Source organism: Vibrio sp. LQ2 (genome assembly GCF_023920125.1).
GTDB classification, from domain to species: Bacteria; Pseudomonadota; Gammaproteobacteria; order Enterobacterales; family Vibrionaceae; genus Vibrio; species Vibrio fluvialis.
On sequence record NZ_CP085308.1, the window covers coordinates 2,685,441 to 2,698,004 of the forward strand.

9 protein-coding genes are annotated in these 12,564 nt (G+C 52.2%); 2 read left to right on the plus strand and 7 right to left on the minus strand.

What is annotated here, in order from left to right:
- Both LGV68_RS12675 and LGV68_RS12680 read right to left on the minus strand, forming a co-directional pair.
- Nucleotides 1-1,626 (minus strand): methyl-accepting chemotaxis protein, encoded by a 1,626-nt coding sequence (locus LGV68_RS12675; protein ID WP_047460833.1) that lies wholly within the window; start codon nt 1,624-1,626, stop codon nt 1-3.
- A gap of 175 nt (nt 1,627-1,801) precedes the next feature.
- On the minus strand, nt 1,802-2,599 hold the full coding sequence (locus tag LGV68_RS12680) for an arylamine N-acetyltransferase (protein WP_222818624.1): 798 nt from the start codon (nt 2,597-2,599) through the stop codon (nt 1,802-1,804).
- A 691-nt stretch (nt 2,600-3,290) separates the two neighbouring features.
- Here LGV68_RS12680 and alr point away from each other — a divergent pair.
- Nucleotides 3,291-4,376 (plus strand): alanine racemase, encoded by a 1,086-nt coding sequence (alr, locus tag LGV68_RS12685; RefSeq protein ID WP_020433085.1) that lies wholly within the window; start codon nt 3,291-3,293, stop codon nt 4,374-4,376.
- 69 nt (nt 4,377-4,445) lie between these two features.
- Here alr and LGV68_RS12690 read toward each other — a convergent pair whose 3' ends face one another.
- The 5 genes from LGV68_RS12690 to LGV68_RS12710 are packed head-to-tail and all read right to left on the minus strand — an operon-like array spanning nt 4,446 to nt 11,433.
- Nucleotides 4,446-6,194 (minus strand): peptidase M14, encoded by a 1,749-nt coding sequence (locus LGV68_RS12690; RefSeq protein WP_252535349.1) that lies wholly within the window; start codon nt 6,192-6,194, stop codon nt 4,446-4,448.
- A complete protein-coding gene (locus tag LGV68_RS12695; RefSeq protein WP_222781224.1) occupies nt 6,191-7,045 on the minus strand; it encodes an ABC transporter permease in 855 nt (284 codons plus the stop codon). Before LGV68_RS12695 ends, LGV68_RS12690 begins: the two co-directional genes overlap by 4 nt.
- A gap of 4 nt (nt 7,046-7,049) precedes the next feature.
- Nucleotides 7,050-7,973: an ABC transporter permease gene (locus LGV68_RS12700; RefSeq protein ID WP_203344930.1), complete on the minus strand. Its 924-nt coding sequence runs from the start codon at nt 7,971-7,973 to the stop codon at nt 7,050-7,052.
- A 54-nt stretch (nt 7,974-8,027) separates the two neighbouring features.
- Complete coding sequence (locus tag LGV68_RS12705) at nt 8,028-9,557, minus strand: ABC transporter substrate-binding protein (protein WP_075989609.1); 1,530 nt, start codon at nt 9,555-9,557, stop codon at nt 8,028-8,030.
- Nucleotides 9,526-11,433 (minus strand): ABC transporter ATP-binding protein, encoded by a 1,908-nt coding sequence (locus LGV68_RS12710; protein WP_252535351.1) that lies wholly within the window; start codon nt 11,431-11,433, stop codon nt 9,526-9,528. Before LGV68_RS12710 ends, LGV68_RS12705 begins: the two co-directional genes overlap by 32 nt.
- 188 nt (nt 11,434-11,621) lie before the next feature.
- On the opposite strand from LGV68_RS12710, the gene LGV68_RS12715 reads away from it, so the two are divergent.
- Nucleotides 11,622-12,548, plus strand: a complete 927-nt coding sequence (locus LGV68_RS12715) for a LysR substrate-binding domain-containing protein (protein WP_252535353.1) — start codon at nt 11,622-11,624, stop codon at nt 12,546-12,548.
- The last annotated feature ends 16 nt before the right edge of the window (nt 12,549-12,564 follow it).

The window sequence follows — 12,564 nt, forward strand, 5'->3', positions numbered from 1 at the left end:
TCAGGAGATTTTAAATCGTTTCACCAGCTCATTGAGATGTTCTGCCAGTTTCGCCAGCTCCACACTGGATGCATTGGTTTGATCCGCCCCGGCGGAGGTCTGCACCGACAAATCTTTTATGTGCACCAGATTCTCGTCCACTTCTTTCGCCACCACGGCCTGCTGCTCTGCGGCACTGGCAATCGTGGCGTTCTGAGCATTCATTTCGCTGACCAGCACAGAAATCTCTTCAAAAGCTGCACTGGCGTCATTCGCCACGGTTAACGTGGAATGCGCCAGATCGTTGCTGCGCCCCATTTTGCTGACCGTCTGTTTGGTTTCAGAGCTGACCGCGGTGATCATCGCTTCAATATCAGAAGTGGATTGCTGTGTACGATGAGCCAACGCCCGCACTTCATCGGCCACCACCGCAAAGCCACGGCCGTTGTCTCCGGCACGTGCCGCTTCAATGGCCGCGTTGAGGGCCAGCAAGTTGGTCTGCTCGGCGATGGCACGAATCACATCCAACACCGTACTGATATTCGCCACGTTTTCGGAAAGCACCAACACGCTGTTTTCTGCATCCTGCATGTCCGATTTCAGTAACTCAAGAGCCTTAATCGTTTCACCAATTTTGCCTTTACCGCTCTGAGTTTTCTCGTCCATCACTTCAGCGTTGGCGCTGGTCGCACTGGCCGTGCGCGCAACTTCTTCAATGGCTGACGTCAGTTCACTTACCGCGGTTGCGGCCAGACCCAATTGGTCACTCTGCTGCGTCACGATAACCGATGATTGATTGGTCACCACACTCAGCTCTTCCGACGTTGCCGCCAGTTGGGTGGATGAATCGCCAATCAGAGAAATGGCTCTCGCCAGTTGCTGCTGCATATCCGCCAGTGATTGCAGTAAATCGGCCGCTTCATCGCGGTGCGGGTCAGAGAACTCTTGTGTCAAATCACCGGCAGCGATTTGCTTGGCAACATTGACGGCATTGTGCAAAGGCACAATCAGGCTGCGGCTGTAAAAGTAAGCCAACAACAAGATCGCCAGCAGAGTCAGGCCAATACCGACATAAACCAGGTTACGCGCGTTCAGATAGGTTTGCGTAGCGGCATCGTTGTCACGTCCGGCCATGGTTTTCTGAAATGCGTCATACCGATCGAGCACGACTTCCAGTTTGGTGATGAGCGGCACAACGGTGTCTTCGCGATACCGCACCGACGCTTCCAGCTCGCCTTTGTCCGTTAGCTGGAAAAGCTGAGGCAAGGCGTCCGTCAGTTGGTTGTGCAGTTGACTGACTTCGTTGAGTAGCTGACGAGAATCCGGATTATCAGCCAGATCAGACATCGCCGATTCAGCCGCATCATAATCGCGGATGATGGCATCGATACGAGTCTGGATTGCACGCTGTTGCTGCGAGGTTTTCGCGTCGGAAAGTTCGCTGACCGCAATTTGGGTGCGTAAAATGCCACGGCGTAACTCCGCCACCGTTGATATAGCGGGCATGCGATGCAAAGTAAGAATGTCGGTTGTATCGTTAAGGTGAGAAAGTTGGGAGACGGAGAACAGGCCCAAAATCAGTGTACAAATACCCACAACACCAAACGCCAAAGCGCTTCTCAGCCCGATTCGAATGTTTCTGATCATATGCTTTCCTTATGAAAGTCAGCTAACGGCGACGCGCGATACGCCCCATAGCTAAACTCTATGAAGGATTTCTTAAGAGATTCTTAAGCTAAGCCACAGATCGCTAAAGATTCATGGGTTACACATCAGAGTTTAATCCACTTCACACATTGTTAGGCCTATCAGTAGTGGCATGTTACTCGCCGAAATAGCCTTTCAGCACGTCGAACGGGACACGAGGCGCAATGCCAAAGTGTTGTTTCAGCGCCGAAAAGTAGGAGTGCTCATCATTAAGAAAGAGCTGATCGGTATTGTTGCCATCGCGAATAGTAAGCCTGTTATTAAGCAAAGTGGTGATGCCGTTTGGCGTCGGCATCACCGCTACACAGGCGTTGGTAAAGACGGAACTCGGATGGGTCGAGGTGAAATGGTTACCGTACTGAATGTCCGCTGGGCAGACAAAACCCAGATCCAGACTGTAAAGATCGCTCCACTCATCGCCGTTTTTGCTTTGCAGCATCACACCATAATCAGCACGCTCAACAAAACGCAGCGTCTGATAATCGAAGGTCATTTCCCGATTCAACACAAGCGGCATCACCTGACGCGGTGTATTTGCTCCAAAGCCTGCATCCACCAGCCAGGACTGCTCTCCCAACATGACTAAACTTAATTGATGACTGCGTCCCGTCGGCTGCCCTGAGAGGTGAACGCGTCCCAACAGTGGCCGAGCATCAAACCCGAGAGTTTGCATCACTCGCAGTAGTAAGCCATTGACTTCAAAACAGTAACCGCCCCGCTTTTCCGCAACCAGCTTATAAAAAACAGCCGCAGGATCGAGATCGATTCCTTTGCCGGATACCACATCAAAATTTTCAAACGGTATGCTACGGTGTTGGTTTTGATGCAGCAATCTCAAACCGCGTTCATCCAATGTTGGTGTGTCTGATAAACCGATACGTTCGAAATACTGAGTCAGCAAACTGGCATCCATCGTCGTCGTCCTTATTGATTATGAAGTCATGGCCATAATGTCGTCTCTCGCGCTGAGCTTCAACCTGAAACACGAAATATACCCTCGCCCGTTTCCAACATGCTACCGAGAACACAGCGTGCGTTTTGCCGTAAATCCTGCCTGACTACATTTTGACAACATATTTGCCTGTCACAAAAACCGGGCACAGGACCATACGTTAAAATACTTTCGCTATCAGATTTATATAGATTCGTCGTTAGATTCGATTAAAGCACATTTCACTGCATGAAAATCGAGTGAGATCTGACCAGATAATGCTTTGATTGTGATTAAAACGCGAAACACATAGTCATATTTTGCACTGTGATAAGCAATAGGTGACTGAATACGGTTATTTTGTACAGAAATCAGCCTAAAGAGAACGAAATCATCGTTAATTCCCATCCAAACCACATGGATAAAGGCGTTGAGAATTCAAATTTAGGAAACTCTTTTTTTATACCACTCACCAGAATTTTATATAAGTACAAACCTCGCACAAAGCACTCCATATTATTCAACATTATTTTAACAGAATATTAGACAAGAATAATGCAAACATCACAGTTACATACCCTACAAATTACTAACACAAGCAATGATTTTGCTACATAATGACCACCATTCAGGAGTTATCCTCTAAAATCAATGTATGTCAGCAGGAAGCCACATGATTACCGCCCAAGCACGAATCGACCTAAACGCTTTACAACATAACTATCGCCAGCTCAAATCGTTGAGCGGTTCGCAAAAAGTGGTTGCGGTGATCAAAGGGGATGCGTACGGGCACGGTGCGGTGCAATTGGCGCAAGCTCTACCAGAAGCTGACTTGTTTGCGGTGTCACGTCTGGAAGAAGCGGAAGAACTGCGTCAGGCGGGCATCAACCAACCGATTTTGTTGTTGGAAGGCTGTTTCTGTGGCGAGGACTTACAACGCGCCGCTGAGATGAACCTTGCTACGACGATTCACTGCGAAGAGCAGCTTTGCGATCTTGAAAACCGCGAACTGGCGAACCCAGTGAACGTATGGCTAAAAGTAGACACGGGCATGCATCGTTTGGGCGTGCAGCCTTACGAAGTGTCGGATTACGTTGCGCGCATCGAGCGAACGCAAAAACTGAAAGATAAAGTTGGCTTTATCAGTCACTTTAGCTGCGCAGATGACATTAACCACCCAACCACGCAGCGTCAGTTGGCCTGTTTTAATGAAGCTACGGCGCAGTATGACGGGCCAAAGACCATCGCCAATTCGGCAGGCATTCTGTTCTGGCCACAGTCACAATACGATGTCGCCCGTGCCGGCATTGCGCTGTTTGGCATTTCGCCAAGTGCGGCTCATACCGGGTCAGATCACGCCTTGATTCCAGTCATGACGCTCACCACTCGCCTGATTGCCGTGCGCAAACATCAGGCCAGCCGCCCGGTTGGCTATGGTGAAACCTGGCTGGCAGAGCGTGATACCAATATCGGGGTCATTGCGATGGGCTATGGCGACGGCTATCCGCGCAGCGCGCCAAGTGGTACGCCTGTGTACGTGAATGGCCGTCAAGTGCCGATTGTCGGTCGGGTTTCGATGGATATGATCACCGTCGATCTCGGTCCGGATGCCCAAGATAAAGTGGGGGATGAGGTCGAACTGTGGGGGCAAAACCTGCCGATCGAAACCATTGCCAACCACGTAGGAACTATCCCTTATGAGCTGACCATCAAACTGACGCCACGTGTCAATCGCTGCTACAGCGACAATCAGCAGTAAGCGAAACAACACCTCAAAAAAAAGGAAAGCTGTTGTGCTCTCATTCCAAAGCACGACAGCTTTCTTGTTTTAGCTCAGTGACTGGTGTACCCGATAAGCCGCCAGTACCGTTTCCATCTGTACTGTATGACCGGCAATAAAGTCGTCGCCATAAATCGACTCGTCCGGATATTCGGTGATGAGTTGCAGTGGGAAATCCGCCTGCTCCACTGACGACACAAAACACGGATAGCCGTTAATCATACGAAACCCGGTTTCGCCTGCATGCTGTTCATATAGGGCAATCTGTTTGCGGTTCATAGCAATAACCTCAGAGCAGTGTTGTAACTCAAGAGTCAGGGCATCAACAAAACGCTCGGCGTACTCCTGCCACTGCGGCGTATCCAGATGACGCACCACCAAAAAGAAACCCTTAGGAATGGTCCACATCTCAAATCCCTGCGGCACATAGCCAGAAAACGGCCGGGTCCACTCATGAGACGGATAACCATGCAGATTGACGTGCAACTGCGCCTGACTAAGCGCTTGCGCCTGCTTGCGAATCGCTTTTTCGTACAAAGGTTCCGCCGTGCGATACTCCAAATCATCACCCAGTGCGGTGTAGCGCGCCGCATGATGCATGTGATGCGGATTGGACTGAATCAGCTCCTGATGCAGTGCATAACCATCCGGGTTTTCCAGTGGTGAGATGACTAAATGAGCGTTCGCCTGCTGGCTCAGGAGGCGTGCAGCTCTCAGGACGCCAACCACACCCGTCGTTTCATTGGCATGCTGGCCGCCACTGACGACAACGGCTTTGTCGCTGCCCGCAATGTAAGTGGCATTAACCCGTTTCCCGCTTACCGTATGAGCAGCAAAGGGCTCACCCCCTAAGGTTTCCAGTTCAAACATCACCTGCTGCTCGCTCAGCGGATGGCCTGCGCTTGCCAACACCTCAGCCGTATGCGTTAAGTGGGTGTGCTGATACGCTGTCAGCGCAACATCAATGTGCACCTGACTACCAGCACAACGAGTGATGTTAGGTACGATCTGTCCAGGTTGACAGTCGCGCGCGGTCGCGTTTTTGCCTGCCCGGGTTTTAAACCACTCCTGAACGGAGAAATAGAGGTCTTCGTGAAGCGCTTCGCGCAAGCTGATCACTTCATGATCGTAGCCAAGCGCGTCATCCTCAGTTGGCAACTGAATGTTGATCTCCAGCCGCTGAAAGTACGGTGCATGATTCGGCCAGTCGTGCTGGGCAATCACCTGCATCACCGCCCGATACGCTTGCTCGTAATCGCTGCTCAGAGCTTCGTCTTTTATCACTTTGCCTTCAGGGTTCGTTATCCGCAACCAAGCCGTTGGTGACAACTGCTCAGCACCGGTTGCGTCCGGACGAACAAGGTTCGGCGCCAGCACAAACAGCGACTGTGTCTGCCCCGCTTTGCTGGTTACGTTAAGTTGATACCGGTCTGTCAGGTTGCTGTCAGCAACAAAGCGCACGTTTTTATCCTGCAACAATGCGCCCAGCGGATACGCCTCAAGCAGAAAACGCTTTTCTGATGCATGTGGATTGAGCGGATAGCGCACTTCAATCTGCTCTGGATCGGATTCGCTCATCGCGGTGCTTTCCAGACAAAAGTGCACCAGTGGTTTGTAGGCGCTATAGATAAACGCCTCGATACCCAATTCCCTTAGTGCACACTGCGCCTCGGCGCGCGAAGCTTGATCGTTAAATGTCCACAGTTCAACCTGATGACCGCGATAGTCAGATTGACTGAGTTCGGCCACCCATTGGCTCAAACTGGAATAGATTATCTGAGATAACAAGGTTGTCATTTGGCGGTTCTCCCGGTTGGATCGAGTGTGTCACGAAGCCAGTCGCCCAATAGATTGAGCCCGAGCACCGTCAGCAGAATCGCCATACCGGGGAAGAAACTCACCCACCAGGCAGTCTGAATGTAGGTTCGGCCGTCCGCCAACATTCCACCCCAGCTTGGAGTGAGCGGATCCACGCCAAGACCTAAGAAGGTCAGACTGCTTTCCAGCAGAATGTTGTTGGCAACGTTTAGCGTCATCAACACTATAACCGGACCAATCAGGTTCGGCAGCAAGTGCTGAAACAGGATATTGAAGTGGCTGACGCCGATCGCTTTGGCCGACTGAATAAACTCGCGGTCGCGCAGCGACAGCACCGAGCCGCGCACCAAACGGGCGTATTGCACCCATTGCGAAAGAATAAGCAGAATAATCATGTTGGTCAGGCCGCCACCGACAATGGCGATGAACGTGATCGCCAGCAGAATGAACGGCATCGCCAGTTGAATGTCGGCAAAACGCATCACGACGACATCCCAGAAGCCGCGAAAGTAGCCTGCAACCAGCCCCATCACCACGCCAAAGCCGACTGCGCCAAGCACAGAGATAAAGCCAACCTGCAGCGACACGGCGCCACCGGAGACAACGCGAGCCAACACGTCGCGCCCGAGCGGGTCAGTGCCAAACCAGTGTGCCGACTGAGTAAACGGCGCCACTAGTCGGGCGGATAAGTTAATTTTGTCGGCGGCGCCCTGAAAGATAACGTCTGACAGCAGCACCAGCACGATCATGCCGACGGTCAGCACCGACCCTAAGATGAATTCGAGATTGTTGAAACGCGTAAAGCGTTTGCTTTGAATGGCAGTTGTCATGCTACTACTCCGTTCTGATACGTGGATCAATCAGGCCATAAGCCACGTCCACTAACAGGTTCACGCCGACAATCAGCATCGACAACACGGTGATCACCGCCTGCAACACCGGATAATCGCGCGCGCTGACCGCATCAAACGCCAGCGTGCCCAGCCCCGGCCAGTTAAATACCTTTTCAATCACGACTATGCCACCCAACAAGCCACCAAATTGCAGACCGAAATAGGTGATCAGGGGAATCGCGCAGTTACGCAGTGCGTGTTTGTACAACACTTTGGTTTCGCTCAAACCTTTAGCGCGAGCCACCATAATGTATTGCGATTGCAGCGTTTCCAGCATTGCAGTGCGCACCAGTCGCACATTGGTTGCGGTGAGGATGACGGCCATGGTGAATGCCGGCATCAGAAAACTGGCGATGCCGTCCATGCCACTGGGCGGCAGCCATTGCAGCGTGACAGAGAAAATCAGCACCAACATCAAGGCGAGCCAGAAGTTGGGGAATGACAAACCAATCAACGACGTCACGCGGATCAGTTGATCGACCCATTTTCCTTTCGAGACTGCGGCTTTGATGCCAAGCGGAATCGAAAGCAGAATCGAGATAATCATGACCGCAAACGCGAGCAACACGGTGGCAGGTAAAGAGATTTCAATCAACGATGAGACCGGCGTGCCGCCGAGGAAACTGTTGCCAAAATCACCGGACAGCAGCCCGAGCAGAAACTCACCATACTGAACCATAAACGGTTTATTCAGCCCCATCGATTCACGAATCAGCGCCAGATCAGCTTCCGTGACACTCCCCGCGCCCTGAGTCAACATCAGCGCCGGATCGCCCGTCATACGAATTGCCCAAGCCACCAAGAGGGTGATCGACAGCAATACGAACACCGCCTGAATCAGGCGTTTAAGCAAAAAATTGGTCATTAACTTGTCCTTAAGTCTGAGCGAAGGCCACCCCAAACGGGGTGGCGTCAGAGGTTACTCAACCGTTACGTCGGTCAGGCGCAGACGACTGTCCGGCACTGGCGTGAAGTTTTTCACGCGTTTCGATACGCCAAAAATGGCATTCAGGCTGTACAGCGGCATTTCCAGTGCGCGATCGGCGGTGTAATTGGCGATCGATTTCAGAATCGTTTCGCGTTTTGGCTGATCGATGATGGAGCGCTGTGATTCCAGCAGCTTATCCAGTTCCGGATCGCTGTCGTATGGGTTCCACTTCTCACCGGTGTGGTACATAAAGTAAGCCGTGTTGTCGTAATCCAGCGTCCAACCACCCCAGGATTGCTGGAACATCGCCCCGGTTTTACCCGATGGAATAATGTCGTTCAGCAACACGTTAGTTTCGTAAGGCTTGATGATCGCATTCAGGCCGATGATTTGCAGGTAGCTCGCGACAGCCTGCGTCACTTCATTGAATGTTGCATCGTTACCACGAATATCCAGCTGGATCTTAGTCCCCGGCTTCACACCGGCTTCTTTAAGTAGTTGCATCGCTTTATTCGGATCATAAGGAAGCGGCTTCATCGCCGTGTCGTTACCAAACGAAATCGCACTTTGGAAGCTGGCAATCGGTTCAGCCTGGCCGCCAAGGATTGAATCGATGATCGCCTGACGGTCCACGCCATAAATCAGCGCCTTACGAACACGCTCATCTTTAGTGATGCCGCTTTTCGAATTAAAGCGCAGCGCATACACCGTCGGGCTTTGCGTGGTCACCACATCCAATTTCGGATTGGCGTTAATGGTCGGAATCATGCCAATCGGAATGGTCGGTGGAATCACCAGATCAACCCGTCCTGATTGCAGCTCTGCCACCGCAGTCGAAGGCTCGGAGATAAAACGATAAGTCAGTTGCGACAGTTTTGGCGCGTTGCCCCAGAAGCCGGCATACGGCTCAAGTTCGATCGACACTTTCGGGCTATAGGCTTTGAACTTAAACGGCCCCGTACCGACAGGATGAGTGTTGAAGTACGCGTCGCCATGCTCCTGAATGTATTTTGGCGGCACAATCATCGCACCATAACCTGCCAGTTTGGTCAGCAGCACCGGATCAGGGGCGTTAAGATAAAAGTCCACCGTGTAATCATCGATGATTTCCACGTGATCGATCGCGGTATAGTTTGAACGCTGCGGCCCTTTCTTACCTTCATCCCCCAACAAACGGTCAAAGGTAAATTTTACTGCCTGAGCGTTAAATGGTTCGCCATTATGAAAAGTGACATTCTCACGCAGATGAAAACGGATACGTTTACCGTCGTCGAGCTGCTCCCACGACGTCGCCAGCCCCGGTTTCAATTGCAAATCCGGACCGCGATACGTCAGGCCGTCATACAGGTTGGTGGCCACAGAAGCCCAGTTAACCAGAAAGGTATCAATCGGATCCCAACTGCCCGGATCCTGCGGGGAAGACACCGTCAGCGAGCCCGCCGCCAAACTCCACGACGAGAAGGTCAATCCGGCAACCAGGCCGGCTGATTTAAGCCAGTGTTTCGGTGTGTGTTTCTTCATAAACGTATTCTCCATCTACGATAGGTTGGAACATCCCTTCCTTTGGGATTTCCGCCACAAAATGTCCGGGGCTGATTTCCACATGCTGCACGGCAGCAGGCTCATCACCCACCGCTCGTACCGGACTGGGGATATCACCGGTTAGTCGCACGTGTTTGCGTTGCAGCGTCGGGTCCGCAACCGGCACCGCGCTGAGTAATTTCTGGGTATATGGGTGAGTCGGCGTTTCCAGCACCTGCTGACGGCTGCCAAGCTCCGCTATCTGGCCGAGGTACAACACCGCGATACGGTGGCTGATTTTTTCCACCACAGCCATGTCGTGACTGATGAACAGATACGCGATGCCGAACTCTTCCTGCAATTCCATAAACAGATTGATGATCTGCGCCTGAATCGACACATCGAGCGCCGACAACGCTTCATCGGCAATGATCAATTTCGGTTTTGACGCCAGCGCGCGGGCAATACAGATGCGCTGACGCTGACCACCCGAGAACTCATGCGGGTAACGCTTGGCATGTTCAGCGCTAAGGCCAACGCGCTCCAGCAGTTCACCGACACGTTGCTCAATCGCTGTGTCTGAACTGAGCAAACGGTGAGTGCGAATCGGTTCTGCAATCGAGTAACCGACGGTTTTGCGCGGGTCGAGCGAGGCAAACGGGTCCTGAAATATGTATTGAATTTCCTGACGCAGGCGACTTTGTTCTGCTTTAGAACGGGCACTCAGCGCCCGGCCCTCAAACTCAATGTCGCCACTGGTGGCGCGCTGAAGTTGTTGAATGGTTCGGCCGATGGTGGATTTACCAGAGCCCGACTCACCGACCAATGCCAGTGTTTCGCCCGGATAAATATCAAAACTGACCTGTTCAACCGCATGCACGCGATGCGTTGTGCGCCCCCAGAAGTTCTTTTTGGTATCAAAGCGGGTCACCAGATTACGTACCCGCAGCAGCGGAGCATCATTGTATTTGGCGGTGTCCTGCTCTTTCTCTTCACCCACCACTTTGAGCTTGCCGTCATCAATCACCATGACCGGGAAGCGACACGGGTGCTTGCGGCCCGTCATGCTGCCAAGCCGTGGCACAGCGTTGAGCAGGGCCTGAGTGTAAACATGTCGCGGCCGGACAAACACATCGCGAACTTCGCCCTGCTCGACTTTTTTGCCTTTCCACATCACCACAACATCATCAGCAATTTCCGCCACCACCCCCATATCGTGGGTAATGAAGATCACCGCCATATTGAGCTCTTTCTGAAGGTCCGAAATGATGGCGAGGATCTGCGCCTGAATGGTCACATCAAGCGCCGTGGTCGGCTCATCGGCAATTAATATTTTCGGCTTGCAAGCCAGCGCCATAGCGATCATTACCCGTTGGCGCATACCGCCAGACAGCTGATGCGGATAGCGTTTAAGCATTTCTGCCGCATCCGGCAAGCGCACCATTTCCAGCAGTTTTTGGCTTTCTTTAACAGCGTCCGATTTGCTCATCTGTTCGTGCAGTAGCAAGGCTTCGCACAGCTGATCGCCAATAGTGAATACCGGGTTGAGCGAGGTCATCGGCTCTTGGAAAATCATCGCGATCTCTTTGCCGCGAATAGCGCGCATTTCAGCCTGAGAGAGGCTCAGCAGCTCCTGCCCGCCATCCACCGACGGAGAATAGAGAATCTGACCAGAGGGATAAGATGCGCCGCTCATGTCAGCGAGGCGCATGATGGTTTGCGAAGTGACCGACTTGCCTGAACCGGATTCGCCGACGATGGCCAGCGTGCGCCCCGGAAAGACCTGAAAGCTCAGGTTTTCAATCACAGTCGACGCACCGAACTGAACGGAAAGATCATTGACGGTAAGAATTGGGGAGTCTTGCCACTCTGCCATCTGTACTTCCTTGTCTGACTGTTTAAAACGAAGACGCCAGCAACCTGTCCGTGATTGCCTTTTGCGTCCCGATAACGAATCAATACAAAGCGGATTTGTTATTGACTCGTTTCCATCATGTAAACTAAAGTCGATGACATCAACTTATATTAAGTCATATTCGATAAACAAATGTTATGGGTTTTTGAATGAAGTTTCGCCAGATTGAAGCGTTCCGCAATATCATGCTCCGCGGTACCACCGCTGCAGCGGCGGCAGAAATGCACGTCACGCAACCTGCGGTCAGCCGTTTAATCAGCGATTTAGAACACTCGCTCGGATTCCCGCTGTTTGAACGCCGCAAAGGCCGCTTGTATCCCACCCATGAGGCCGGTGAGTTTTTCCGTTCGGTGGAAGAGAGTTTTCTCGGTTTAGAAAAACTGGAATCCGTCGCGGCGCAGATCCGCAGCCAGGCGCCGAAAGAACTCAAAATCGCCGCCACTTCCGCGATCGCCAGTACGTTGTTGCCGATGGTACTGACCGAGCATCAACGCTATTTTCCACAGGAAAAAGTGGTAATTCACACCGACGGCATGGCAGAGATTGTGATGAAGTTGCAAACCAACTCGGTGGATCTGGCGGTGGGCCTGCAATTGCCACAATTGAGTGGTATTGAGCAGGAGTTTATCGGCAATGCGCGCTATGTGTTCGCGGCCAGAAAAGGCCATCCGCTGCTGAAAAAGAAAGTGATTACCGCCAAAGACCTTGCCGGAGAATCGGTGATCACGGTGCTCGACAACAACCCTAACTACTGGCAGAAACTGACTCAGGTGCTGAGCGAAGTGGAATCGCAGCTCAGTCGCCGCATCTACATCGACACCTCCCACACCGCGTATTCTATGATTGCTCAGGGATTAACCGTGGGCATCCTCGAACCCTTTGCGGCGCGAGTGTGGGCCAGCAATGGTGTGGTGACCCGCCCCTTTGAGCCAGCGATCTATTACCCTTACGGCCTCGCCTATCCGACCAACACCCGCCACCATAAATCACTCTACCGCTTTACCGAATCAGTCAAACAGGCGGCGAAAAGTATGCCCGAGTTTTTTATGGATGAAGAGAACAGCGTTGGCCAATAGCCAACACGTATCTAAG

Excerpts from the sequence above, each read along its gene's own strand:
- LGV68_RS12675 (WP_047460833.1), bottom strand. The coding sequence starts at position 1,626 with ATGATCAGAAACATTCGAATCGGGCTGAGAAGCGCTTTGGCGTTTGGT.
- LGV68_RS12680 (WP_222818624.1), bottom strand. The coding sequence starts at position 2,599 with ATGGATGCCAGTTTGCTGACTCAGTATTTCGAACGTATCGGTTTATCA.
- alr (WP_020433085.1), top strand. The coding sequence starts at position 3,291 with ATGATTACCGCCCAAGCACGAATCGACCTAAACGCTTTACAACATAAC.
- LGV68_RS12690 (WP_252535349.1), bottom strand. The coding sequence starts at position 6,194 with ATGACAACCTTGTTATCTCAGATAATCTATTCCAGTTTGAGCCAATGG.
- LGV68_RS12695 (WP_222781224.1), bottom strand. The coding sequence starts at position 7,045 with ATGACAACTGCCATTCAAAGCAAACGCTTTACGCGTTTCAACAATCTC.
- LGV68_RS12700 (WP_203344930.1), bottom strand. The coding sequence starts at position 7,973 with ATGACCAATTTTTTGCTTAAACGCCTGATTCAGGCGGTGTTCGTATTG.
- LGV68_RS12705 (WP_075989609.1), bottom strand. The coding sequence starts at position 9,557 with ATGAAGAAACACACACCGAAACACTGGCTTAAATCAGCCGGCCTGGTT.
- LGV68_RS12710 (WP_252535351.1), bottom strand. The coding sequence starts at position 11,433 with ATGGCAGAGTGGCAAGACTCCCCAATTCTTACCGTCAATGATCTTTCC.
- LGV68_RS12715 (WP_252535353.1), top strand. The coding sequence starts at position 11,622 with ATGAAGTTTCGCCAGATTGAAGCGTTCCGCAATATCATGCTCCGCGGT.